Source organism: Candidatus Izimaplasma bacterium HR1, assembly GCA_000755705.1.
Taxonomy (GTDB): domain Bacteria; phylum Bacillota_I; class Bacilli_A; order Izemoplasmatales; family Izemoplasmataceae; genus Xianfuyuplasma.
Genome location: CP009415.1, coordinates 1330147 through 1356789, shown reverse-complemented (window position 1 = coordinate 1356789; position 26643 = coordinate 1330147). Strand labels below are relative to the sequence as shown.

The window sequence follows — 26643 nt, the reverse complement described above, 5'->3', positions numbered from 1 at the left end:
ATATGAAAACTAAAGAGCAATTTACAAATGAAATGAGTCGTCTTGGTAGAATCGGTATCATGATTACGATTATATTATTATTTAGTGTTCCAACTGTATTTGGATTGTATCATAATGCAATGCCAACGTTTATGGATTTCTTAACTGCAGGAGTTGGTTTGTTTGCAATCTATATTCCAATAGGTATTAGTGAAGTATTGATTTATTCACCGTTACTAGGTAGTTCTAGTTATATTACTTTTATTACAGGAAATATCTTGAATTTAAAAGTTCCTGTAGCTAATAATGCTCAAGAGTTGATGGATACAACTAAAGGTACTGAGGAATCTGATGTTATAACAACTTTAGCAATTGGCGTTAGTTCGATGGTTACAATAATCATCTTATCATTAGGTGTCTTATTATTTGTCCCACTAGGACCTATTATGGAAAATGATGTAATTCAAGAAGCTGCTAATTATGTATTACCAGCACTGTTTGGTGCACTGATTATTTCAGTATTAAGACCAAGTGGTGATGTCGTAATTAAGAACAAGTTATTATCAGGGGTTGTACCATTTATATTATTAATCATTGTTAATATATTTGTTATGAATACAACAGCATATTCAGGAGTTATCTTAATCGTTACAGTTCCAATAACTGTTGGAATTGCATATCTATTATTTAGAAAAGGTAAAATAACAATTGAACCTAAAGAAGATAAATAAACTAATGAGCATCTTAGATGCTCATTCTTTTTATCTAAGTTATAGTTCGGTTAACGAACTATAAATATAATGATAGAACATAGGTTAATATGCTATAATTTATATAGGAGTGTGATATTATGTATAGCTATTTACAAGGTGAAATTACAGAGATTCATCCAAATTATATTACTGTTGATATTAATGGAGTTGGGTATCTAGTATTCACACCGAATCCTTATGAGTTTAAACTTACTGAAGTTGAAAGAGTTTATATTCACCACTATGTACGTGAAGATGCAATTCACTTATATGGTTTTAAAACAAAGGGTGCAAAAGAATTATTTATTAAACTATTAAGTGTTAAAGGTATCGGACCTAAAAGTGCTGTTGCTATATTAGCTACTGGAAATCCTGATGATGTTATTGGAGCTATTGAGATTGGGAATGTTAAATTCTTAAGTAAGTTTCCTGGTATTGGACCAAAAGCTTCACAACAGATTATTCTTGATTTAAAAGGAAAACTGAACTTAGAGACTGATCGTATTATCTTGAATGATAATATTTCTGAAGTTGAAGAAGCTTTGAATTCTTTAGGATACCGAGCAAAGGAAATTAAAAAAGCGGTTAAGAACCTTGATGGTTCTAAACCGACAGATCAATTGTTAAAAGATGCTTTATCACAAATGTTGAAGTAGGTGATCTAAATGAGTGGTTTCTTTTCTTTTATGGAAAGTAGTAATACGTTTCAGGAATTTAGTTTAAATCATATTATACCGTTATTGTTAATTGTCGTAGGTGTAGTATTGATTTATTTAAACAGGGAAAGAATTAGAAATTCAAAATATGAGAAACAGATAAGATATGGGTTAGCCATATTAGCGATCTTAACTGAAGTGTCTTTCCAGGTTTGGCAAATGCTTCATGGAAGATGGAATTTTTATGATAGTTTACCATTACATTTATGCAGGTTAACTAATTACCTAGGAATCTATATCATGTTCACTAAGAATAACAAAGTATTTGAGATTGCATATTTTTGGTGTTTAGCAGGAGTTGTTAGTATATTGTTTCCTGATATTCTTCATGGTCCTGATCGATTTAGGTATTATCATTTTATGGTTAGTCACATCTTGTTTTTCTTTAATTTTCTGTATTTATTATTTGTTTCAGAACTTAGACTTAGTTTTAAGTCATATAAGAAAAGTTTAATTGCATTGTTCTTATTAGCAACTGTCATTATAATTCCGATCAATAATATATTTGGTATGAACTATATGTTTTTATTAGAAGCTAACGATACTCCTTTTAGTATTTTTGAAGGATATGGGTATTTTATATATTTAGTTGGATGTATAGGACTTACCGGTATTGTGATGACATTATGGTATTTACCAATTTATTTTTATAATAAAAGTAAAACATAAGGAGAACTAGTATGAAGTTTTTTAGTGATGAAGTAGGTATTAAGTTAGTACCTTTCAATGCGATTCATTTAATGCTGTTTGTATTTGTTATAGTAGGATGTATTTTAATCTATGTATATAGGGAGAAACTTAGAAATTATAAACATGAAAGAAAAGTAGCGAAAACCGTAGCGCTTTTAGCGTTTTTCTGGGAAATGGGATTATATCTATGGTTTATATTAAACGGGATATGGACATGGGAACACAGTTTACCAATAAGTCTTTGTGCCTTTACTTTGTTCATAGGTATCTTTGCTTTATACTTTAAGAAATATGAGTTGTTTGCAATTGGTTATTTCTGGACATGGGGAGCACTAGCAAGTGTGCTATTTCCTGATATAGAATTTAGTGTTGATCGATACAGATTCTATCAGTTTATGATAGGGCATGTGAATTTCTTCTTAATGTTTGTATATATGATCTTTGTATATAAATGGTATCCGACTTGGAAAGACTGGCGTAAAAGCTGTATTGCATTATCGATAATTGTTGGTATATTAATTATTGCAAGTAATGCTTCAGGAGCTAACTTAATGTTTATGCTTAATGGTGCTGATTCACCATTTGAAATGTTTGAACAATTTGGTTATTTTGGATATCTAGTTGGAGTAATATTAATGTCATTTGGAATTATATTGATATGGTTTATACCATTTATTATTTACCATAAGAGGCAAAAGAAACTAAACTAATTATTAGGGAGAAAACTATGAATTCAATTATTCTCTATCATTCAAAAACAGGATGCACTGAAAAATGTGCTAATTATATTAAAGAAAAAAATGATACAGATATCGAGAAGATTATTAAGTTTAGAGGAAGTCTTGATGACTATGAAACGATAGTTATTATGTGTCCAATCTATATGGGCAAAATCGAGAAAACTGGAAAAGAGTTTATCCAAAAGTTCACAAACGAACTAATTAACAAGAGATTGATAATAGTATTATGTGGAATGAATACAAAAGGATTTAAGGCTATGGTAGAACATAATCTTTCTGAGAAAATTAGAGAACATGCTGAGATTGTTTATGGTGGTGGAGCTTATTATCTAGAGAGAATGAGTTTCATGCAAAAGCGAATTGTTCAGTCTGTTGCTAGAGTTATTAAAAGCAGTGAACATATTAATTATGAGAATTTAGACAAAATAAAAATCTAACCGACCGGTTAGATTTTTTTATACTTTATAAAGTTTAGTTATATCATTAAAATCAAAATCATTAGCAATAGCAAGGCTAAGAAGAATACGGGCTTTTTGGCCGTTTAAGCTACCCCCGAGAATACAACCTTTATTAGTAAGATCTTTTCCTCCACCTTCATATGCATATGTATCAAGGACTCTACCTGCAGGGCATCTAGAAACAATTACAATATAGATTCCAACATTGATCGCTCGTTCAAGAGCATCTAACATAGTTGGTGGTAAATTTCCTCTACCCAATGCTTCAATTACTAAACCTCTAGCTTCATGCTCAATGAGGTAATCGATGAACTCTCCGTTCATTCCAGCATAAGCTTTTAATAAATAGACGGCATTGTTTATTTTGTTGGTTAATTGATATTTCTTATTACGTGTGACATCTCTATAATATATAACTTCATTATGGTCAATGATTCCAAGTGGACCGAATTCCATTGATCTAAATGTATCCAAACTCATAGTATGGGTCTTAGTTACTTCAACAGAACTATTAATAGTATCGTTCATAACAACTAAAGTACCTTTTCCTAAACTATCTGGAGACATACATACTTTTATACTTGAAACAAGATTAGTTAAACCATCATATCCTAGTTCACTAGCATTCTTCATTGAACCAGTGATGACGATTGGTTTGTTAGATGTAGAAACACAATTAAGATAAAACGCTGTTTCTTCTAAAACATCAGTTCCATGAACAACTATAGTTCCAACAATTTCATCTTGTTCTAAATAATCATTTACAACGTTCGCAAGATTTCTCATGTCTATTGGAGTAATCGATGGCGAAGGTTTACTTGAGAATTCATGGACGATCAAATTTTGAAATTCATCTATACCTGATAAAGTCTGAACGATTTCATTTGGACTAAGAGAGGGTATAGCTCCATGCAAATCTTTGTCAACTTTCATAGCAATTGTTCCACCAGTAAAAATCAATGCAACTTTCTTCATGATATCACCTCACATAAATCATAACATAAAGGAAGTAGAAAGAATATTAAAAAAAATTAAATGTTGCGACACAGTAAATGTGAACCATACAATATATAGGGTTTACATAATTCATTTGGATTAAGACCTTGAAAAGTAATATCAGATGACCATGTTTGTGAACCATATTGAATAGACATTTTTCGAATTATTAAAAGCTTACTATTAAAACTTTGCCAATGTAAGTTTACTGTTAGTGTTTAATTTGATTTTTGGTTTTGAGTATTTTCTTGAAGAGAGGCTGGATATGAAAAACGTCCAAATGTCATTGTGTAGGTTACTAATGGCTTTATATAGACCTCTATGATTGTTAACATAATATATATTATAGGAAGTAGAATCAATAGAAGGAAAAGGTCTCTCTTTTTGTTTTATTCTATGTATATGTGGTGTTTTATTATAAAAATCATATAATATATACCTTCTATCGAGCGGTTAACATATTCATATATATTCAATGACTATATTTAATCTCGCTACATACCTCTTCTTTTCCTATCTTCAAAAATGGGTAGAGAATATTGAGTGTTTTCGTGTTTCTATATCTCTTCTTGTATTATTGTCTAATATATAGAAAAACTGTTAGAGACAAAATTTGGCACAAAAAAACAGGTAGTAAAATTACCTGTTTTTTAACTACTTTTTGAATAGAAATTCAACTTGATTAGTCCCTAAATTTTTATAAACCACTTCTGCTTCTTTTATGGTGGTGTCATATATTTGTTCTGGAGAATGACAATCAACTCCAAAGATTGTTTTTACATTATGCTCTTTTACAAGATTCCAAAATTCAATTCTCGGATATGGTTGAGTTTTTCCCTGTGGAGTATTTCTTGTTCCTCTTCTAAATCCATTTCCATTAAATTCTAAAATCGTGTTTGTCTTCTCAGCACATTTGATAATTTTCTTAGCAACTGTTATTGCTTTTTGATTCCAATCTTGATAACCACACATATACAAATCTGGATGAGCTAAAATATTGAAGTTCATAGTTTTCATTCCTTCGCAAACAAATTCAGCATAGATTTCTATATCTTTATCTGATGTTAAAGCAAAGCTACTTTTTAGATCATTCATTTGTTTTGTATGAGAAATATAATGTTGTCCTAATATTAAGTAATCTAATTCACCTTTTAAAAATTCATAATATTTCGCATGGTCATAAAAGAATTCTACTTCCATGCCTTTTTTGATGGTCAATGAGTTCTTATATTTTTCTTGAACATATTTTATATCTTCTAAATAGGTGGTAAACTCCTTTGGTTTCATTCGAACCCCAAAATCATCTACTCTTGAATTAGGTGCATGATCACTAAAACCTAGTTCTTGATAATTGTTTTTTATTGCTTCTAATACATAATCCTCACAAGTACCAATTGCGTGTCCGCAAAGTTCATGGTGGGTATGATAGTTTGTTTTCATATGAACACCTCATGAAGTATTCTAACATTTTATATACTACTTATCAATTTATATAGAACGAAAGCCATGAACTTTCAAGTTCATGGCTTTGATATTATATATAATGATTTCATATATTATGAATCCTTGACTAACAGGTTGCAAACTATTGACCTATATAGGCTAGATATACCATAACCGGCGCAATTATCAATGTAGAGTAGTACATTAAACTAAAAAGATATAACCTCTTTTGGAAATTTGGAGCATATAAATCTTCAAGAAGATCTTCTGTACTCTCTAGTTTTTCCAGATAAAAAGTGTCATCAATGTTCTCTTCTTGTTCTATCGAAATGCTTGTTGGTGCAAAATCCGCATTCGATTTTATATGTATGTTTTTGAATTTGCTGTTGAGCATCTTGATAGTATTATCGTTGTCTTCTTTTCCGTAGGTTATACTATAGTGATTCTTTTGTTTCTTATTTTTAAGAATACCAGTTTTACCTACGATAATTATTAATGCTAGTAATCCAAAGATAACTCCTACTGTGATATGAAATGCTTTTTGGTGAATATAAGAACTTACTGAGAACAATAGAAATAGGCATACAAGATATACAATATTTGTAATTCTCATAAGCTTAGATGTTTTTCTATTGAAATGATCCTTGTTTGTTAAAGCGTTAATCTTTGCAGGTAGAAATGCAAAGATAAATGATAAAAAAATAGGTGCTATCGATGTATAAGTAGATCCTAAAAGAGTATCCCATTCCATATTATAATCTTCCTCCTATATATAACAAATATTTATGTACCTAATTGATATTATATCATAGATATCTTTGATTATATGTTAAAATATGTATAGGTGATAATATGGAAATAAAGAGACCTCTAGCATATCGAGCTAGACCTAAGAATTTAAATGAAGTTGTTGGCCAAGATCATATTCTTGGTAAGAACGGAGTAATAAAAAGAATGATTGATAACGAGAAGTTATTCAGTCTTATTTTATATGGACCTCCGGGAATTGGTAAGACAACAATAGCTGAAGCTATTGGTGAAATATTTGGTTTAAGAACATATAAGTTTAATGCTTCTACAGATCGTAAGTCCCAATTAAGTGAAATTATAAAAGTAAGTAAAAACTATGGTGCTTTATTAATCGTTGACGAAATCCATAGAATGAATAAGGATGTGCAGGATTATTTACTTCCACATGTGGAAGAAGGTAATGTTATTATGATCGGATTAACAACAAATAATCCTTATCATAGTGTTAATCCTGCTGTAAGATCTAGAACACATGTCTTAAAGCTTAAATCAATTAATAAAGATGATATTATAGAAAGATTAAAACAAGTTGAGATCGAGTTTAAAGATGAATTAGGTTGTAAACTTGATGATGTTGTTTATGAGTACATTGCAATGAGTTCTAACAATGAAATAAGAACTGCTATAAACAGTTTAGAAATTCTTAATATGAGTTATCCTAATGAAGAGATAAATCTTGAGAAGGCAAAAAATGTACTATTGTCACCAAGTCTAAGTTTAGATAAAAATGAAGATAATTACTTTAATATCTTAAGTGCCTTACAAAAATCAATTAGAGGTAGCGATGTTGATGCTAGTTTACATTATTTAGCTAGATTAGTTGCCATGGAAGATTTAACTAGTATCTTAAGAAGATTAACTGTTATTGCCTGGGAAGATATCGGATTAGCTAATCCTGCTGTTGTAACAAGAATGGATGCTTGTGCTAGAGCATGTGAAAGAGTTGGTTTTCCAGAAGCAAGGATTCCTTTAGGAACTATGGTTGTTGATCTTGCACTTAGTCCTAAAAGTAATAGTGCACATAGTGCACTTGATGATGCATTAAAAGAAGTTATGGAAGGTAAAACACCAAAAGTCCCTAATCATATTATCAATGTTGCTAATTTTGAAGATAAAACGAAATACAAATATCCTCATGATTATGATAATGCACTTGTTTATCAACAGTATTTACCTGATGAATTAAAAGATAAGGTTTATTATTATGCTAAAGAGACAGGTAAATATGAAAGAGCATTGAATGAAAGAAATAAAATTGTTAAAAAGGTATTAAAAAAGACGAAATAATATTTCGTCTTTTATTTTTGAATGTATTCGATAAATTTTAACCATTCACTACTTTCAAAAAAAGGTATATCACAAGTTGATGGTATTTTTAAATTAGAAATACTTTCAACAATCTTTTTTTCAAAAGGAATTTTTAAGATAATATCGATATTTTGCTCTTTACAGTATTTTTCTATTTCCTCAACCATGTCTAAGTTTAGATCATATTTGTTTATGATGATTTTTGCTTCAACACTAAACATTTCTGAAAGGCTTAAAACACGTTTTAAGTCATGAATTCCACTTAAAGTAGGTTCAGTAACAATTAGTGCTTTGGATACACCACTGATTGTACTAATAACATTGCAGGCTATTCCTGGTGAACCATCAATAAGGATTGTTTCAGCTTTTTCTGTTAATGCTACTTCTTTACTTCTTTTTCTAACTTCACTAACAAGTTTACCGCTTGATTCTTCTCCGGGAACTAGTCTAGCATCAATCATTGAACCAAAAATAGTTCTTCTTTGATAGATTTTACCGATTGGATGATCTACCATTGTGATTGCTCCGCTTGGACATACATAGTCACAAACACCACAACCTTCACAAAGACCTTTTTTTACTTCAATAGTTTCCGTTATTGCGTCAAAGTTGCATTTTTCATAACATAAACCACAGTATCTGCATTTTGCATAATCAATAACAGGTCTTTTAAAACCAATGAACTCTTCTTCTTTTGTAATCTCTTCACTTAAAAGGATTTTTAAGTCAGGAGCATCGACATCACAATCAGCGATTACTATTTTTTCAAAATAAGGAATCATAGACAGTAATAATGTAGATTTACCAGTACCACCTTTACCACTAATAACAGCAATTTCATTAACCATGATTTTCACACATTACCTGTGTTAAGATATTTTTGATTTTACTTCTAAAGATTTCATCATAATCAATTATTAATTCACCTTTACTGTATATCTCGGCTCGTTGTTTTGTCCACGGAATATTTTCTAAGAGTTTGATATTTTCATCTTCTAAGTATTTATAAATATCATCATTGCCGATTCCACTTTTATTAACAACAACTCCAAAAGGAATGCTATCTTCTCTAAGTAGTTCAACAACCATCCTCATATCACTAATTCCAAAAGGTGTAGGTTCAGCACAAATTATTGCATAATCAGTATTAGTTAATGCTGCAACTGTTGAACAAGAAACCCCAGGAGGACAATCCGTGATAATTAAATCATCATTACTGGTTATTTTGTTTAACTTATCAATTAAACGAACACCACTTACTTCACCAATATTAAGTTTTCCGTAATGGAATGTTTTTTCTTGGTCTGTAGAAGTAAATATTGAACCTATTTGCTTTTCCCTATAAGTAATAGCTCCTGATTTGCAAACAAGAGAGCACATTCCACAATCATGGCAAAGATCCTCGAAGACAAGGACTTTGGTCTTAGTTGGAATAATAGCGTTAAAGTTACAGTGATCTCCGCATAAACCACAAAAAGTACAAGCGTCATGATCTACAACAGGGTGATTTTTTAAAACTTCGATTGTTATTTCGTTGTTTGGTTTTATAAAAATATGGGAATTTGGTTCTTCTGTATCAGTATCAATTAAAGTAGCTTTCTCAAGATAGGCAAATAGGTTAACACTTAATGTTGTTTTACCGGTTCCACCTTTTCCTGACAAAATGGATATTTTCACTAATGCTTTCCTTTTTTTGTAAAAGAAGTTACTCTTTCTAGATTGTTTTCATAAAATTCATATACGGCATCTCTTACACTATATGATTTGGTATATCGATAAATATCAATCTCAAATGCTTCTAATGCATCATAGGCTTTTGGGCCTACTTCAGGAACTAATACAACATCAACATTTAAATCTGAAATTTGCTTAGCTGCTTTTCCACCAGCTCCACTCATTTCATCTTTGGCAATATTCTTGTAAAAAGTAAATTCTAAAGTTTCATGGTTGTAAACTGTGTAGTATTCGCATCTTGCAAAACGACTTGCAACGTTACTTTCAGTGTCAGTATCATTAGCACATATTGCGATTACCTTTACTTCTTTAACATTCATGATTATCGCCATGATTATGGTCGCAACTACTACCTGTTGATTGTAAAGCACCACCCAAATATTCATTAAGGTTTAATTCGATTGAACCCTTAGCCCCTAAAATCACATCAATATTTTGTTGGTTGAACAAATTAACTGCCATTTGTCCCATACCACCAGTTACAATAATGTCGATTCCTTGTTCTCCTAAAAAGCGAGGTAATACTCCTGGCTCATGTGGGGGTGGTGTAACGAAATTAACAGTTTTAACGTTATTACCTTCTACTGTGTATAAGGCAAATTCTTTTGTGTGTCCAAAATGTCCATCAACTGTGATTCTATCACTAGTTGGAAATGCGATTATCTTAGTGTTTTTCTCTTGTGTATTCATTTTATTCTCTCCCTTAAGTTTTATGTCTTTAATATCATTTTTAACTTCTATTGCTTTATTAAGAAGGATTGCTTCTATAATCTTCTTACGTCCTGTTTGCAACAGTCTTTGGATTGTAGCTCTTGAAACTTGCATGTCATCAGCTGCTTCAATTTGGCTTAGTCCTTCGTAATCAACTAATCGTAGTGCTTCGAATTCATCTAAGTTAAGCATGTTTCTTTCAATTTTACTTGCTTCGATACCTACTGGTTTTAAGAGTCGTTCACTACTTAGTCTTCTTGCATATCTTTTTTTTCTTGATGGCAAGACATCACCTCCTATGTGCATATGCACATTTATATATTAACTCTAAGTTTATAATATGTCAATAAAAAAAAGACGATTTCTCGTCTTTTTAATTATTTATCTTTTTCCTGGATCGTATGGTTCTCCTGATGCTTTAGGAGCTTGCGAATTACGTGAAGTAAAGGCAAGAACGATTAACGTCATTACGAATGGAATCAATGAGTAAACTTTATCTGGTAACCCAGCATCTGCTAAGATAGCAATTTTTGTATATGCACCTGATAGGTTTAACATAAATCCAAAGAAGATTGCTACAATGATAATTCTTCCTGGTTTCCATTGCCCACTAATTAATACAGCTAAAGCTAAGAATCCATATCCACTAACAGTTCCTGTGAAAGCAACAGTTAAAGGTATAATCATAATGATTCCACCAATACCAGCTAAGAAACCACTAATACCGACACCAGCATATCTCATTTTAGCAACATTGATACCAGCAGCATCTGCTGCTTGTGGATGTTCCCCGCATGCGCGCATTCTTAAACCAAATTTTGTCTTGTATAAAACAACTGATGCAATGATTATAAGCGCGATAGCATAAAATGTTGAAAGATATGTTTTAGAAAATAAGATTGGGCCAATAACCGGAATAGTTGTTAAGAATCCAGCATCCTGAACTAAGAATTGATCAGCAAAGATAATATCTTCTCCACCAAATAATATTTTAATAAAGAATAATGCGATTGCTGGAGCTAATAAGTTTAATGCCGTACCACTAATTACTTGGTTTGCTTTCATATTGATTGAAGCAAAGGCATGAATTAGTGAGAATAAGTATCCACTAATACCAGCAACGATAATACTTAAGAAATAAACTAATTGTCCGCTCATTCCAGCATCTTGTATTTTTACCATAAACAAGATACCAATGAATGCACCAAATACCATGATACCTTCTAAAGCGATATTTACAACACCACTTCGTTCTGAGAATAACCCAGCGAAAGCAACAACAGCAAGAGGGACAATGATATAGACACTACGTCTTAATACGAAGAATAAATCATCAGTTCCAAATATCCATAATACTAATATGATTCCAAGGATTGATGCGACAGTGATAATGTTCTTTCTCATAGATTTACTCACTGACATCACCTCCTTTTTTAAATTTGGCAATGATTTGCTTAGCGTATTTTTGGAAGATTAAACTTAACGCACTAAAATATACGATTGAAGCTGTAATAATTCCTGTTAAGTTCTGATCAAATCCCCAAGGTTTTAATTCTAAACCTCCAGCTTTGATATATGCAAAGAATGTTCCTGAAGCAATTGCTCCTAAAGGATGACTTAATGCAAGTAACGCAACAGCGATACCGTCAAAACCTTCACCGATTAAGTTTTGCTCGATTTTATATGTAGCACCACTAACATTTAGATATAAGACTGCAGCAGCTAGCCCAGCTAACGCACCAGCAATACCCATTGAAAGGATGATATTTCTTTTTGAATTAATCCCCGCATATTTTGCTCCATCACGGTTATGTCCTACTGCTTTTAATTCAAAACCAAATGTTGTTTTGTTTAAAACAATATGAATCACAATGGCGGCAAGGATTGCGATTAAAATCCCAATATCTAACCGAGGGTTATCAAAGATTTTATCTAAGAATAAGTTTGGCAACGCAGCAGCTTGATTTACTTTTTGTGCATTTTGAGTAGTCCCACCAACGATGTCAGCACTTGAATAAGCAATAAACGCTCCAAATACAGAAATCCAGTTCATCATTATTGTGGTAACAACTTCATTTACATTAAAGTGTGCTTTTAAAATACCTGGAACAATACCCCATAAGAATCCACCTATGATTGCGGCTAAAACAGCAGCTACCCATAAGAAGTCTCCTAGGAATGTCCATTTAATACCAACATAGATTGCAAAGAATGCACCTGCAGCCATTTGCCCACTAGCTCCAATATTGAATAAACCTGTTTTAAAAGCAAACCCAACACTTAAACCAGTAAGAATAATTGGTGCTGCATATCTTAATACATCTCCGAAGCCTTCTCGTCCATCAAGGAAACCACCGAATAGGATTGTGAACAATCCACCAAATGCTGAACCAGGTTTAACAATTAACATGATAACAAATCCGACCATAATTCCTGTTAAAATAGCAAGTATGGCACTTAAAAAGTTTATATTTCCTAAAACTTTTTTTATTTTACCCATTAGTTGTCACCTCTTTTTGATCCAGACATATAAAGACCAAGTTCGTTTTCTGTAGTTTCTTTTGGAAGCACATTTGCAACTAACTCACCTTCATACATAACAACAATACGATCACTAACACTCATTACTTCATCTAATTCTAACGAAATAAGTAATACAGCCTTATTTTGTTCACGCAACATTATTAGTTGTTTATGAATATATTCAATTGCTCCAACATCAAGACCTCTTGTTGGTTGAACAGCAATCATTAAATCGGGTTCACGATCAATTTCACGTGCAACGATAGCTTTTTGTTGATTACCACCACTCATAGCACGAGCTGGAGTTTTATCTCCTTGCCCACTTCTAATATCAAAACGTTCAATTAAATAGTTTGAGAAAGTAGAAATCTCATCAAATTTTAAGAACCCTTTATTTTGGAATCTTTCTTCGAAATAAGTTTGTAGGATTAGGTTCTCACCTAAATTGTAATCTAGAACAAGACCATGTTTATGTCTATCTTCTGGAATATGTCCAATTCCTGAAAGTGTCTTCTTTCTAATTGATAGTTTACTTATATCTTCCCCATTTAATATAACTAAACCTTTTTGGTGTGGTCTTAATCCGGTAATAGCTTCAACTAATTGAGTTTGTCCATTTCCTTCAATACCAGCTAGACATAGAATTTCTCCTCTTTTCACTTCAAAACTAACATTGTTAACATAGTTTTTGTGAGTGTGAGGATTTTCTACAGTCAAGTTTTCAACTTTAAGAACGGTTTCTCCTAGTTTCATAGGTTTTTTATCAACATCAAAACTAACAGGACGTCCAACCATCATTTCAGCCATTTGTGTTGTTGTAGTTTTATCAACTTCAACAGTACCAATGTATTTTCCTTTTCTAAGGACACTACATCTATCAGCTACAGCTTTGATCTCTTTTAATTTATGAGTAATTAGAATTACTGATTTACCTTCTTTAATAAGGTTTTTAATAATTCTCATTAGTTCATCTATTTCTTGAGGTGTTAAAACAGCAGTTGGTTCATCGAAAATAAGAATTTCGGCGTCGCGATATAACATTTTCAAAATTTCTACACGTTGCTGCATCCCTACAGTAATATCTTCAATAATCGCGTTAGGATCAATTTTAAGTTTATATCGATCACTTAGTTCCTCGATTTTTTTAATAGCATCATCCATTTTTAAAAATCCATTTTTAGTATCTTCAATACCGAGTACGATATTCTCAGCAACTGTGAAATTGTGTACTAATTTAAAATGCTGATGAACCATCCCAATGTGAAGGTCATTTGCATCGTTAGGATTTTTAATCTTAACTTCTTTTCCTCTAACCTTAATAATTCCTTCTTCTGCCTGATACAGACCAAAAAGAACACTCATTAAAGTACTTTTACCTGCTCCGTTTTCACCGAGTAAAGCATGAACTTCACCTTTTTTCAATTTTAAGGTAACATCATCATTTGCTTTAATACCCGGGAATTCTTTAGTGATATTGAGCATCTCAATAACATAATCCATTTGAATTCACCTCTAACTGTATTTATTACTTAAATTATATTATAAACACAAAAAAAATGAAAGGGTTTCCCCTTACTATCAACATTAATTTGTGCAATAACTATAATAAAAACGTTTTCTTTTTAATATCTTACCATTTGTGCTATTATTTTATTAATGACAAATGTCAGTAAAATGACAATAATTATGATTCAAGGAGATGTAATAATGACAGTAAAGCAATTCCACAATATACTTAATAATAAAATAAATAAAACAAGGAATGATAATGAGTTGATCGAACTACTAAATTCATTTGATGATGACATTTTACATAGATGTAAAATCGTTACTATAAAGAAGAACCATACTCTTCTTAAGATGGGTGACAATATTGAATACATGTATATAATTGTTCATGGACAGACTAGAGTTGTTAATGTATTTGAGAATGGTAAATTATATGAACCAGTTCTTATCAATGATAATGAGATAATCGGTACAATGGAAATCCTGCAAAATTATCCAACATATATTTCATCTATTTATACTACTTATGATACAAAGTTAATCAGAATAACTAAACAAGATACACTTAAATTACTAAATGAGAACTTGCTCTTTACTAAACTTATCTTAAAGTGTATCTCTAAAGATTTCTTTAATCAAAGTTTCCATCAAGGTGAAAAGTTAATTCAGAACTCGATGTTTCTACTTGTAGATTACTTATTACGTCAAGTAGAAACTTCACGAGATAAGAAAATTACAACAATCACAAATACTAGAGAGGTTATTTCTAACAGGACGGGAATAAACTTACGAACATTATACCGTAATATCAAACGATTAAGAGAACTAGAATTACTTGATGTGATAGATAGAAAGATTGTTATTAAAGAAAACCAAAGTAAACAACTTTATAAGTATTACGATAGATTAAGAGGAAAATAAAAAAAACACTACTTGGATAAGTAGTGTTTTTAATTTGAAAAACTATTATTCGATAATTGTTACTGTTGTATAAGTACCAGCAACATAATCTGCTAATAATTCAGCAGTAGTTTTATCTGTACCATCAACTTGTAAAGTAGCGTCAACTACATAAGTACCATCTTGAACTTTAGTTAATAAAGTAGCATATAATGTACTATCAAATGTAGTGAATCTGTCAAAGTTTTCAGGTAAAGCAACACCTAAGTTTTCAGCACTGAAACGTAATTGTCCACCTGGCCAGTTACCTTCATGCCAATCTTTTAATGTTTCATAAACTGAAGGAGCTAATTCTTTTTTAGCAGATGTAATAACTGTTGTAGATTCAGCACTTTGATCTACGTCTACACCGATTACTAATCCTTCTTCTTGCTCAGCAGCTTTCATTACTGATCCACCAGCTCCACCAGCACAAGCAAAGATAACTTCTGTACCTTCGTCATACCATGTAGCAGCTTTTGCTTGGAATGCAGGGTCTGGACCAAATCCACCTAAGTAGTTATACTTGATAGTTACCATTTTGTCCATTTCTTCAGCAGCTTTAGCAGCACCTTGAACGAATCCGTATCCGAAACGTACAACGGCAGGAACAGCTTTACCACCCATGAATCCTAATTCAGTTAAACCATCTGCAACAGCAGCATAACCAGCTAAGAATCCACTTTCATGTTCTTCATAGAAGATTGCAGTAACGTTTGCACCTTGAGTGAAATCCCAAGCTTCACCGTCAACAGTGTCTCCTGTATCCCAGTCAGCAACGTTATGAGGCGCACCATCTAAGATGATAAATTTAACTTCTGGATATTTATCTTGAACTAACCAAATTGTGTTCTCGAAGAAGAAACCAGGAGTTACAACAACTTCAGCACCATTTTCAACAGCTAAATCAATACTTTTTACATATTCATCTGTAGTTTGGTCATCTGGTTGATAGTATTGGTGAGAATATTCGAATTCTTCAGCGAATTGAACTACACCTTCCCATGCACCTTGGTTAAACGATTTGTCAGTAACAGTACCAACATCAGTTACTAATGCAACAGTAAATGTTTCTTTCTGACAAGCAGTTAAAGAAATCATTACTACAAAAGCAGCCATAAATACTAATAATTTTTTCATTAAAATCCTCCTATTTTTTCGATTTTTATCAAATCTTTACACTTATTATATGAAATTATGATGAAAAAGTAAAGTGTTTTCACCTTAATTTAAATATTTGTGTGAGCGAACGCTCATTTGTTCATACACTAAAAAAAACGGCTCATAAAGCCGTTTTAAATTTGAGTATCAATTAAAACTGGAATAATAATTGGACTTCTGCGTGTTTCTCTATACAAGTATTTACTAATATGATTCTTAACGTTGCTTTTGTAATTACGCCAATTTATGTATTTTCCAGTAAACTCGTTTTCAGAAACGTAATAGAATAAGTCAGTTACACCTTTAATGAGATCCTCATTTTCTTTCATATATACAAAGCCTCTACTTACCACTTCTGGATCACTTACTACTTTTTTGTTTCTCGCATCAATATTAGCAATGATTAATAAAACACCATCTTCAGCTAACATTTCACGGTCTCTAAGGACAACATCGCTGACATCGTCATCTAAAATACCATCAACAAGAATATCACCACTAGGTACTTTTTCCTTTGTACTAACTAATGATTTATTATTCAACTCACCAACAACACCGTTATCTAACATGATAATGTTTTTATTGTTATAACCCATGTCACGACATAAGTTTCTAAGTGCGTAAAGATGACGATATTCACCAATGACTGGGACAATATATTTTGGATTCAATATATTGATTAATAGTTTAATGTCTTCACTACTTGCGTGTGAAGGTGGTAAAATATTTTTACTGATTTTAATAACATTTAAATCATTTCTATATAGTATATCCAAAGTTCTTGCTGCGATCTTCTCAGTTCCAGGAACTGGAGGAGTCATCAAGATAATAGTGTCTTTTAAATCAGTATGAATTAAACGATCTAATTTTTTAACCATTCTTTGGAGCATATAGAAAGGTTCATGTCGATCACCTGTGACTAAAACAACGGCATCTTTTAATTCGTTTTTGTTTTTTTCATCGATGAATCGTAAATTAACTAGATTATCTTCAGGTATTTTTAAATACCCTAAATTTACTGCTATATCGACAGTTCTTTGTGTTTTACGTCCAATAATCGCAATTTTTCGATTATATTTCAAAGCGATATCGATGATTTTTTGAATACGGACTAAGTCAGTACTAAATGAAGTTACGATAATTCTACTTTCAGCTTGGTAGAATGCTTGGTTCAGAGCATAATCTAAACTTGTAGAACTATGGGTATAACCAGTTCTTTCAGCTCCTAAACTTTCTGTAAGTAAAGCTAATACAGGTTTACCGGCGATCCTACTTAGTTTGTCAAAATCAGTTTTATAGCTTTTATGAACGTTTTGATCAAAGTTATAATCAGGTGCATAAATAATAACACCATCTTTAGTTGATAATGAAATCCCGAAACTTTCAGGAATACTATGTGTTACATTATAAAAATCAATACTTACATCATCAAAACTTAATGTTTTTTTACTCGAAACGATATTAAATTTATAATCGTTAATGTCTAATCCGTAGTCTTTAATAGAATCTTTCAAAATAGCTAAAGTAAAGTATGATCCATATATTGGGATGTTTAGTGTTTTTAATAATTTAGGCACTGCTCCGATATGATCTTCGTGACCATGACTTAAAAACAGTCCAACAATACGCGACTTGTTTTTTTCTAAATAGGTAAAGTCAGGAACAATACTATCTACACCTAATAATTCTGTAGTTGGGTATTTTAATCCAGCATCTAAAATAAATAGACTATTGTCAACTTCAATACAAAACATGTTTTTACCATTTTCACCAAGTCCACCAAGAGCCAATATCTTAATTCGAGCCATAAAAACACCTCCTTTTCTTCTCTTTAATATTATAACATATAATTACTTATTATATAATTTAGTGTAAAATATTTTCGTTTTTTTCAATACATGCTATCTTATTTTCTTTATAGAACTATGTTATACTAAATTAACGAGGTGATTTGATGGTTAATTATCCAAATAAAAAGAACACATTTAGTAAGCAAAAAACTGATCATAAAAACAGAGGAATGACTTTCGAGGCAATGATTAATGAAAGTAATAATTATTACTTAGTTAATGATCTTGCTATTATTCATAAAAAGCCTATTCCAATCCAAATTGTTAAAGTTGATTATCCATCTAGAAGTGCCGCTGTTATCAAAGAAGCATATTATAAAGTGCCATCTACTACCGATTATAATGGTATATATAAAGGCTACTATATCGATTTTGAAGCAAAGGAAACCAATAATAAGACTAGTTTCCCGTTCGCTAATATTCACTCTCATCAAATTGAACATCTAAACAGGACATCTACACATGGAGGAATTAGCTTTGTATTAATCTATTTTAAAGTATTGGATGAGATTTATCTTTTAGAATCTAAGGATTTAGTTAGTTACTATAATCGTAGTAAAGAAGGTAGAAAATCAATTACAATTGACGAGATTAGAGAAAAAGGATATCTTGTTAAAGAAGGATATGCTCCACGTATTGATTACTTAAGAGTTGTTGAAGTTTTAATAAATAAAAAAGGCTAAAATTAGCCTTTTTATTTTAATGTACTTCCTGATTCAATTACTTTTGTTTCAAATTTAGCAGTACTAAAGATACGGCAATTACGTTTAATAATTGTACCTTTTGGAACAGTTACTCCACTGGCAATAGCATTAACTCCACTAACCAATAACTCAGGTTTATCAATATTCGGTGTATAGTCTTTCCCTTCACCAATTACTACATTCTCTTCAATAGTACAACGCTTATCAATAATCGCATTTTCAATATACGCGTTTGGCATAATTTCAGTATCATTTAAAATAACACTATTAATGACAGTAGCTCCGGGATGAACAATTACACCGGGAGATAATACTGATTTTTTAACAGTACCAGCTACGATACAACCATTTGATAGTAATGCTTGTGAGATAAGAGCTTTTGAACCAACTTTTACACTAGGGAGTTCTTCACTCTTAGTATAGATTGGCCATTCTCTTTCATACATATCTAGAGGTACTTTATCAACTGTACCTGTTAATTCAATATTCGATTCGATAAAGGCATCATAAGTTCCAACATCTTTCCAGTATTTATCAAAGACATAAGCATATAAATCAGAGTTTTCTAATAAATCAGGAATGATATGTTTACCAAAATCAAGATTTGGATCTTCTATTCTTGTAATAGCATCTAATAAAACATCGGTATCAAAAACATAGATACCCATTGAAGCTAGATTACTTTCAGGTTTTGCTGGTTTTTCGGAAAATTTAGTAATTCTCATATCATCATCTACTGATAAAAGTCCAAAACGATGTGCATCTTCCCAAGGTACTGGTTGAACAGCAATTGTCAATTTAGCATCATTTTTAATATGATGATCAATCATTTTTCGGTAATCCATTTTGTATATATGATCTCCACTTAAGATAAGTGTATATTTAGGATTCTTTTTTTTGATGTATTGAATGTTTTGTAAGACAGCATCAGCAGTTCCAGCATACCATTCTTTGTGAGGTTGAAGTAAGGTTACTCCTCCATCTCTTCTGTCTAAGTCCCATGGTTTACCAACACCGATATGTTCATTTAAAGATAACGGTAAATACTGTGTAAGAATTGCAATATCATAAATACCAGAATTTGTACAATTACTTAAAGTAAAGTCAATAATACGGTATTTTCCTGCGAATGGTACAGCTGGTTTAACGCGTTTTTCACTTAAAATATCTAATCTACTTCCACGTCCACCTGCTAGGATTAATGCTAAAGTTTCCATTTGTTACCCCCTTAGTTTTTTGTATAATTCAATATATTTCTTTGCTGATTCTTCCCAGCTAAAATCTTGTTGCATTCCTCTTTTTACTAATGCTTTCCAACTTTTAGGATCGCCATAAACTTCTAATGCATTATTGATAGCATAAAGCATATCAGCTGCATCATAGTTCTCAAATCCAAAGCCAGTTCCTTCGTCACTATATTTATTATATATTTCAATTGTATCTCTTAATCCACCTGTTTTTCTAACAACTGGAACAGTCCCGTACTTCAAACTGATTAGTTGTGCTAAACCACATGGTTCAAATCTTGAAGGCATTAAGAATATGTCACTACCGGCATAGATTTTACGAGCCATTTCATCATTATATCCAATATAAACACCCACATTTTTAGGGTATTTACTATGTAGTTCATTGTAGAATCTTTCAATATCTGGATCACCACTACCAAGTAGTACTAATTGGATATCACCTTTACTAACCAAACCTTCTATTACTTCACTAAGTAAGTCGAAACCTTTTTGATCAGTTAAACGTGATACAACCCCGAGGATAGGACGGTTATTTTCTTCTAGTTCATGATATTCACGAAGAGCTTTTTTATTCTCAGCTTTACCTTTTAAATAGTTATATAAACTATAATTATACGCTATTTTTTTATCTGTTTTCGGATTGAAAACATCATAATCAATTCCGTTTACAATTCCACCCAATGAGTCTTGTCTTTCTCTTAGGACATTTTGCATCCCATATCCAAAGAAATCATGAAGGATTTCTGTAGCATATGTTTCACTTACTGTCGTTATGTAATCAGCAGTAACTAGAGCAGTTTTTAAGAAGTTAATCAAGTTATCAAATTCTAAATCACTACTATATTCAACGTCTAAATAAGGCATTAGATCTTTACTAAATCTACCTTGATAAGCAATGTTGTGAATAGTATGAACAGTTTTAATTCCCTTATATTTGGTTTTAGAACTATATTTTTTTTGATATAAATAAGGTATTAACCCTGTTTGCCAATCATGAGTATGAATAATATCGGGATAGAATCCAATTTCTTCAAGCATCATTAATACTGCATTACAATAATAACCAAATCTTTCACCATCATCGTAATGACCGTAAAGAGTATTGCGATAACCAAAATAATATTCATTATCTACAAAGTAAAATGTAACACCATCAAGTTCTGTTGTTTCAATTCCAGCATATTCTTCTTTAGGTCCGACACTAACGCGGAAATTACACACTGGTACTAATTTGTCATTAAACTTCTCTTTAGTCCACATATGCTTTGGTAAAACTACACGTGCATCCATATCTAATCTGTTTAACTCTTTAGGTAAACTACCTAATACATCAGCTAATCCACCTGTTTTACTAAACGGAGTAGCCTCACTACCAACTAAAAGTATTTTCATTTGTATCTCTCCTCACTAATATAATTATAGCCTAGATACTTGAAAAACAATAGAATAAATCAATGTAAAGATTTTCATTGTATAAAATTGAACATTTGTAACAAAAAAACGCACAGAAATGTGCGTTTTTAATGATATACATAATTTTAAAATTATAAAACTAACTATTGTTACTTTTATTTAAAATAAATCTCCTTCAACATTGATTCTTTTCATTAAGAAATAACCAACGATGATAATAAGGATAGCACTTGGAACCATGTAGTATGCGTTATATACTGCACTATATGGAGCGATTGCTGTAAATTCACCAGGTAACCATGTTGGATTAGCAGTTACTAAGATTATTCCTGAGATAAAACTTGATAAAAATCTAAAGAATGAACCAATAACAACCATAAGAGCAAAACCTTTAAAGTTTTTACCTAATAGTAATACTCCGATGTAACCTAAACCTAGAGAACCAAATGCAATTAAGTAATCTAGAGGTACACTAGCCCAGTGATAAATGGCACCATCTAATAATAAATTCATAATTGAATAAATTACTCCGGCATAGATACCATATCTAAAGCCATGACGATACGTTACGATAAATATTGGTAACATTGAAAGTGATACTCTTCCTCCATAAGGTAAAGCTAAAAATGGGAAGAATGCAGCTAGTCCAGTGAAAACTACTTCAAGAACAACTGCTAAAGCTACAAGAATTGCAACTTCGGTGATAAGTTTTGTGTTTTTCATCTTTCTCTCCTTTTAAAATAAAAAATTTGTCCAATAAAACTTAGGACAAATTGTTTTTAAAAGAAAATTAAAAAGTTTATCCTACGCTGGCATTATCCAGATCAGGTAAGGTCTATTCTAGTTACAAGAATACTCTCAGCCTAGTTCTCTAAGCTCCCCGATTTTATGGCAATTTCATTATATAATATGTACCTTGTTAATGCAAGGTTTTTACAGTTTTGAAAGCGCTTAATAAAAAAAGAAAAAAAAGGTTGTATTATTTAATAAAAGGGTTTAAAATCTTTCTCGTAATTACTTTTTATTTGGAGGTTATCATGAAGAAAAAACCAGTAAGTCTAGAGACATACATTGTCCTTGGATTTTTTATTTTAGTTTTTGTAGTTTTCTCGTATGAAATGGGCCTAGCTAACTTCTTAGGAACAGCTATTGATACAGGTTATTACCTGTTAATTAACATTGCCTTTTGGATTATGGGAGTTGCTGTTTTAACAGGAGCTGCCGCAGGTGTTTTTAGTGAGTTTGGTATTGTTGCCTTATTCAATGTTATTTTGGGACCAATTGTTAGATTAATATATCGATTACCTGGAGTTGCTGGTATTGGAGCAGTTAGTGCTTATTTATCAGATAATCCTGCAGTAATTAGTTTATATAAAGAAAAAGAATTCAGGAAAAGATTTAAAGATTATCAGATTCCTGTATTAGTAAATCTTGGAACTAGTTTCGGGATGGGGTTAGTAATAGCAATTACGTTTATTAGTTTACAACAGGATTATGCTGAAGTAGGAAACTTCTTCTTAGCTGTTGGACTTGGTGTCATTGCGAGTATTATTGGGAGTATTGTTAGTGTTAGAATGCTTACGTATTATGCTAAGAAGCATTACAATGTTCCTAAGAATGACAATCCTATAAAGAAAATTGAAGGTGACGAATTTCTCCGTGAAACGAGAGAAGGTACCTTTATAAATAGATTGTTAGAAAGTGCACTTGATGGTGGTAAGAACGGAGTTGATATCGGCTTACAAATAATTCCTGGTATTTTAATTATCTCTACTTTCATTATTATGATCACAAATCAACCTCCTATTGGTGGGTTTACTGGTTCTGCGTTAGAAGGAATTGGTTATCTACCAAAAATTGGACAACATTTGATGTTTATCTTTAAGCCTTTATTTGGTTTCACTTCACCAGAGGCCATTGCATTCCCCTTAACTTCATTAGGTAGTGCTGGAGCTGCGGTTGGATTTGTTGAGGAATTCTTAAATCAAGGCTATATTGGGATTAAGGATATTGCAGTATTCACTGCTATTGGTACAACTTGGAGTGGTTACTTAAGTACTCATGTTGGAATGATGGATGCATTGCATTCAAGACCATTAACAACAAAAGCAATCATTGCCCATACAATTGGGGGATTAGTAAGCGGGGTTGCTGCGAACTACTTATTTATATTTGTTGGATTCATTACCCCTTACGCAATTACATTATTCAACTTTCTTGGAACTTATCTGCAAGATATTTGGAACTTTATAATTAATTTATTCTAAAAAAAAAGAAGAAATCTAAGATTTCTTCTTTTTTAAAAGCTACAAGATGCAAGTGACAACGATAAAGTCAGAGTAACTATAAAAAAAATCGCCAATGATATAGGAGAAGTTAGAATAATTGCCAATGTTCTTTTTATAGATGGTGATTCTTCAATATCCTTAAATGCGAATAAGTACTTCAGTAATCTTACTAAGCTAATTATAAAGTTAATAATGACAACATACATCATAAAGTATGCGAATACTAAGAATGTTCTAGCAATGCTTTCAATTGCATTTTGAGCTAAGAACATAAGCATAAGTAGGAATGCACCAAATCCAAAAACAAATAAATGAATTCTAAAAAAGATAGTTTCAAATTTATTAAACTTTTTAACCTTATCGTTCATTGTATCACCTCCACCTCATTATATGTAATTTGGATGACAAACTAAACTAATATGCAAAAAAAAGACCTTATTAAAGGTCTTTTTCAGTTATTATTTCAAAGATAATTGATTTTTTCTCTACAGGTTTTTCAGTAATAACAAATGCATCACTAATTTCTTCCAAGATACTTTCAATGTCTTCTTTATTATTATAAACATAAGCTAAAGCTTCATCTTCTTTAACAAAGTCTCCAACTTTCTTATTTAATACAACACCAACATCAGGATCTACATCTTGGTCTTTTGTTTCTCTACCAGCACCAAGTTTCATTGCTGCAACACCAATTGCTAATGCATCGATATCTTCAATGTAACCTGCAGTTCCAGAAACAACCTCAACAACTTCTTTAACTTGAACAAATCCGTCTAAGTCAGGAAGTTTTCCACCTTGCATTTCAATTAACTTGTGTTGTTTCTCACTAGCCTTATTTGATGTGATTTGCTCTTTTATAAGAGTTTTAGCTTCCTCTAAAGTCGCAGTTCTACCACCTAAATAAACCATATAAGCACCAATTTCATTGCATAATTCAGTTAAATCTTCTGGACCATTACCTTGTAATGTTTCAATAGCTTCAATTACTTCTAGTTTATTACCAACAGCAAAACCTAAAGGTTGTCCCATATCAGTAATAAAAGCAACTACTCTTTTACCAACACTTGTTCCAATTCCAACCATAACTTTACTTAATTCTCTAGCTTCTTCAATAGTTTTCATAAATGCACCGTCACCGATTTTTACATCTAAAACAATAACATCACTACCACTAGCTAATTTCTTACTCATTATGCTTGAAGCGATTAAAGGAATACTTGGTACTGTCGCAGTTACATCACGCAGTGCGTAAAGTAATTTATCAGCTGGACATAAATTAGCTGTTTGTCCTGCTACAGCGATTCCTAAATCATTAACTTGTTTAATAAAATCTTCAATTTCAATGTTAATTGATAAACCAGGAATACTTTCTAGTTTATCTAAAGTACCACCAGTATGGCCTAAACCACGACCTGATAGTTTAGCTACTTTAACACCAGCACTAGCAACAAGAGGTCCTAAAACTAAAGTCGTTTTATCACCAACACCACCAGTTGAATGTTTGTCTACTTTAATACCTTCGACCTTACTTAAATCAATAGTATCTCCGCTATTTAACATAGCCATAGTTAAAGCAGTTGATTCATCGTTTGTCATCCCATTAAAGTAAATAGCCATTAATAAAGCACTTACTTGGTAATCAGGGATATCCTTATTTGTGTATCCACTTATTATAAAGTTGATCTCTTCTTTTGTTAATTCTTGATTGTCTCTTTTTTTCTCGATTAAATCGACCATTCTCATATATATCACTCCTCGAAAACATTATATTATAACATAAACTGAATGCAAAACAAAAGAAATATGACAACAAAAAAAGAGGTTTACACCTCTTAATTAAGTTCTTTTTTAAATATATCAAGTTGTTTTTGAATTGTTGCTTTTACTTTAGCACTAACTTCATGAGAATTTAAACCTTCGTAATCTTCAAATTTTAGGATTGGATGGATGTGAACTCTAATGTGATATCTTTTCCATGGAATAGATTTAAAGGCTTTGCAAGTATCATATTGTGTCGCAATCAAAATATCAGCTTGCGGTTTCATTGCTAATTTCATAGCCCCTGATTTGAAATCAATCATTTCATTACCAAAAGCTCTTTTACCTTCTGGGAAGATTCCCATTGAGGTTCCTGATTTGTAATTTCTGATTCCCTTAATTATTGATTCAGCTGCACTTCTGTCGGCGTATCGAGAAATAAAGACATTTCCTAATACTTCAATCCATCTTCCAAAAATAGGTAAATTAGTTAAGGCTGCTTTAGCTATAAAATTTACTATGTGGTCTTTAAAAATCGGTTTAAGGATTAGGATATCCCAATTTTCTTGATGATTTGACATCAAAATGAAATTGTGATCAGGTTCAGGGATGTTTTCTTTTCCCGTTACTATAACCTTTGCGCGCATTAAATGAGTTCCAAAACGTAATAATGAATTAGCAAATTTATGGTTGAATTGATCTTTTATTCCTTTATTTTGTCTGAATATCCCAAAAATTTGTGTAATGATGATTTGTGTAGCGAAACTTATAATTGCTGATAATAAAATTGATACTACTAATAAAACATATAGCCAAGGATTGGCCAAGTTCGTAAAGTCTAAATTAAATATTAATGTAAATAAATAGGTATATATTACCCAAAATAGATAATAACTAGCAATAAACATAGG

General features: G+C 31.5%; 27 protein-coding genes. 9 read left to right on the top strand and 18 right to left on the bottom strand.

Translation table 11 applies throughout. The annotated features are described in order from the left end of the window. The first annotated feature begins 2 nt into the window (after nt 1-2). The 5 genes from KQ51_RS06540 (at nt 3) to KQ51_RS06520 (ending at nt 3314) form a co-directional block, all read left to right on the top strand. Entirely contained in the window at nt 3-710 is a 708-nt protein-coding gene (locus KQ51_RS06540; protein WP_052609304.1) for a hypothetical protein, read from the top strand. Nucleotides 711-829: 119 nt separating this feature from the next. After that, complete coding sequence (ruvA, locus tag KQ51_RS06535) at nt 830-1387, top strand: Holliday junction branch migration protein RuvA (protein ID WP_038470438.1); 558 nt, start codon at nt 830-832, stop codon at nt 1385-1387. Between the two features lie 9 nt (nt 1388-1396). Beyond that, the gene (locus tag KQ51_RS06530; RefSeq protein WP_038470436.1) at nt 1397-2116 is read left to right on the top strand and encodes a YwaF family protein; all 720 of its coding nucleotides are present in this window, start codon (nt 1397-1399) and stop codon (nt 2114-2116) included. Between the two features lie 11 nt (nt 2117-2127). Then, nucleotides 2128-2847, top strand: coding sequence for a YwaF family protein (locus KQ51_RS06525; RefSeq protein WP_038470433.1), 720 nt, complete (start codon nt 2128-2130; stop codon nt 2845-2847). 17 nt (nt 2848-2864) lie between these two features. Next, nucleotides 2865-3314, top strand: coding sequence for a flavodoxin domain-containing protein (locus tag KQ51_RS06520; RefSeq protein WP_038470430.1), 450 nt, complete (start codon nt 2865-2867; stop codon nt 3312-3314). 18 nt (nt 3315-3332) lie between these two features. Here KQ51_RS06520 and KQ51_RS06515 read toward each other — a convergent pair whose 3' ends face one another. The 3 genes from KQ51_RS06515 to KQ51_RS06505 all read right to left on the bottom strand — a co-directional run bounded on the left by KQ51_RS06515 (nt 3333) and on the right by KQ51_RS06505 (nt 6525). Beyond that, complete coding sequence (locus KQ51_RS06515) at nt 3333-4310, bottom strand: asparaginase (RefSeq protein WP_038470427.1); 978 nt, start codon at nt 4308-4310, stop codon at nt 3333-3335. 675 nt (nt 4311-4985) lie between these two features. Continuing rightward, nucleotides 4986-5771 carry a histidinol-phosphatase gene (locus KQ51_RS06510; protein ID WP_052609302.1) on the bottom strand — a complete coding sequence of 262 codons (786 nt, stop codon included), beginning with the start codon at nt 5769-5771 and terminating at the stop codon, nt 4986-4988. A 145-nt stretch (nt 5772-5916) separates the two neighbouring features. Next, a complete protein-coding gene (locus KQ51_RS06505) occupies nt 5917-6525 on the bottom strand; it encodes a hypothetical protein (RefSeq protein WP_038470424.1) in 609 nt (202 codons plus the stop codon). Between the two features lie 101 nt (nt 6526-6626). Here KQ51_RS06505 and KQ51_RS06500 point away from each other — a divergent pair, with 101 nt between their 5' ends. Next, nucleotides 6627-7871: a replication-associated recombination protein A gene (locus KQ51_RS06500; RefSeq protein ID WP_052609301.1), complete on the top strand. Its 1245-nt coding sequence runs from the start codon at nt 6627-6629 to the stop codon at nt 7869-7871. 11 nt (nt 7872-7882) lie between these two features. On the opposite strand, the gene KQ51_RS06495 is transcribed toward KQ51_RS06500, so the two are convergent. The 7 genes from KQ51_RS06495 to KQ51_RS06465 form a co-directional block, all read right to left on the bottom strand. Beyond that, the gene (locus tag KQ51_RS06495; protein WP_038470421.1) at nt 7883-8740 is read right to left on the bottom strand and encodes an ATP-binding protein; all 858 of its coding nucleotides are present in this window, start codon (nt 8738-8740) and stop codon (nt 7883-7885) included. Then, the gene (locus tag KQ51_RS06490) at nt 8733-9569 is read right to left on the bottom strand and encodes an AAA family ATPase (RefSeq protein ID WP_038470418.1); all 837 of its coding nucleotides are present in this window, start codon (nt 9567-9569) and stop codon (nt 8733-8735) included. Before KQ51_RS06490 ends, KQ51_RS06495 begins: the two co-directional genes overlap by 8 nt. After that, nucleotides 9569-9946 (bottom strand): NifB/NifX family molybdenum-iron cluster-binding protein, encoded by a 378-nt coding sequence (locus KQ51_RS06485; protein WP_052609299.1) that lies wholly within the window; start codon nt 9944-9946, stop codon nt 9569-9571. Before KQ51_RS06485 ends, KQ51_RS06490 begins: the two co-directional genes overlap by 1 nt. Then, entirely contained in the window at nt 9936-10622 is a 687-nt protein-coding gene (locus KQ51_RS09865) for a NifB/NifX family molybdenum-iron cluster-binding protein (RefSeq protein WP_232958003.1), read from the bottom strand. Before KQ51_RS09865 ends, KQ51_RS06485 begins: the two co-directional genes overlap by 11 nt. A 96-nt stretch (nt 10623-10718) precedes the next feature. Beyond that, nucleotides 10719-11753, bottom strand: coding sequence for an ABC transporter permease (locus KQ51_RS06475; RefSeq protein ID WP_232958002.1), 1035 nt, complete (start codon nt 11751-11753; stop codon nt 10719-10721). Further along, entirely contained in the window at nt 11746-12837 is a 1092-nt protein-coding gene (locus tag KQ51_RS06470; RefSeq protein ID WP_038470415.1) for an ABC transporter permease, read from the bottom strand. The genes KQ51_RS06475 and KQ51_RS06470 overlap by 8 nt, the downstream gene beginning before the upstream one ends. After that, nucleotides 12837-14360 carry an ABC transporter ATP-binding protein gene (locus tag KQ51_RS06465; protein WP_038470412.1) on the bottom strand — a complete coding sequence of 508 codons (1524 nt, stop codon included), beginning with the start codon at nt 14358-14360 and terminating at the stop codon, nt 12837-12839. Before KQ51_RS06465 ends, KQ51_RS06470 begins: the two co-directional genes overlap by 1 nt. A gap of 207 nt (nt 14361-14567) precedes the next feature. On the opposite strand from KQ51_RS06465, the gene KQ51_RS06460 reads away from it, so the two are divergent. Further along, nucleotides 14568-15290: a Crp/Fnr family transcriptional regulator gene (locus KQ51_RS06460; protein ID WP_038470408.1), complete on the top strand. Its 723-nt coding sequence runs from the start codon at nt 14568-14570 to the stop codon at nt 15288-15290. A 45-nt stretch (nt 15291-15335) separates the two neighbouring features. Here the strand turns inward: KQ51_RS06460 and KQ51_RS06455 are convergent, their stop codons facing one another. Further along, nucleotides 15336-16448, bottom strand: a complete 1113-nt coding sequence (locus KQ51_RS06455) for a BMP family lipoprotein (protein ID WP_052609297.1) — start codon at nt 16446-16448, stop codon at nt 15336-15338. Nucleotides 16449-16603: 155 nt separating this feature from the next. Then, nucleotides 16604-18277: a ribonuclease J gene (locus tag KQ51_RS06450; protein ID WP_038470406.1), complete on the bottom strand. Its 1674-nt coding sequence runs from the start codon at nt 18275-18277 to the stop codon at nt 16604-16606. Nucleotides 18278-18423: 146 nt separating this feature from the next. On the opposite strand from KQ51_RS06450, the gene recU reads away from it, so the two are divergent. Next, nucleotides 18424-19002 carry a Holliday junction resolvase RecU gene (recU, locus tag KQ51_RS06445; protein ID WP_038470403.1) on the top strand — a complete coding sequence of 193 codons (579 nt, stop codon included), beginning with the start codon at nt 18424-18426 and terminating at the stop codon, nt 19000-19002. Between the two features lie 11 nt (nt 19003-19013). Here recU and glgC read toward each other — a convergent pair whose 3' ends face one another. From glgC to KQ51_RS06430, 3 genes are all read right to left on the bottom strand, one after another. Then, nucleotides 19014-20240: a glucose-1-phosphate adenylyltransferase gene (glgC, locus tag KQ51_RS06440; protein WP_038470401.1), complete on the bottom strand. Its 1227-nt coding sequence runs from the start codon at nt 20238-20240 to the stop codon at nt 19014-19016. A 3-nt stretch (nt 20241-20243) separates the two neighbouring features. Beyond that, nucleotides 20244-21665, bottom strand: coding sequence for a glycogen synthase GlgA (glgA, locus tag KQ51_RS06435; protein ID WP_038470398.1), 1422 nt, complete (start codon nt 21663-21665; stop codon nt 20244-20246). 180 nt (nt 21666-21845) lie between these two features. Beyond that, nucleotides 21846-22409, bottom strand: a complete 564-nt coding sequence (locus tag KQ51_RS06430; RefSeq protein WP_038470396.1) for an energy-coupled thiamine transporter ThiT — start codon at nt 22407-22409, stop codon at nt 21846-21848. Between the two features lie 314 nt (nt 22410-22723). Between KQ51_RS06430 and KQ51_RS06425 the strand changes: the two genes are divergently transcribed. Continuing rightward, nucleotides 22724-23953: a CD0519/CD1768 family membrane protein gene (locus tag KQ51_RS06425; RefSeq protein WP_071162093.1), complete on the top strand. Its 1230-nt coding sequence runs from the start codon at nt 22724-22726 to the stop codon at nt 23951-23953. A 32-nt stretch (nt 23954-23985) separates the two neighbouring features. Here KQ51_RS06425 and KQ51_RS06420 read toward each other — a convergent pair whose 3' ends face one another. From KQ51_RS06420 to KQ51_RS09465, 3 genes are all read right to left on the bottom strand, one after another. Next, nucleotides 23986-24342, bottom strand: coding sequence for a hypothetical protein (locus tag KQ51_RS06420; protein WP_038470393.1), 357 nt, complete (start codon nt 24340-24342; stop codon nt 23986-23988). A 70-nt stretch (nt 24343-24412) separates the two neighbouring features. Beyond that, entirely contained in the window at nt 24413-25717 is a 1305-nt protein-coding gene (locus KQ51_RS06415; protein ID WP_038470390.1) for a pyrimidine-nucleoside phosphorylase, read from the bottom strand. A gap of 89 nt (nt 25718-25806) precedes the next feature. Beyond that, complete coding sequence (locus KQ51_RS09465) at nt 25807-26640, bottom strand: lysophospholipid acyltransferase family protein (RefSeq protein WP_052609295.1); 834 nt, start codon at nt 26638-26640, stop codon at nt 25807-25809. Nucleotides 26641-26643: the final 3 nt, after the last annotated feature.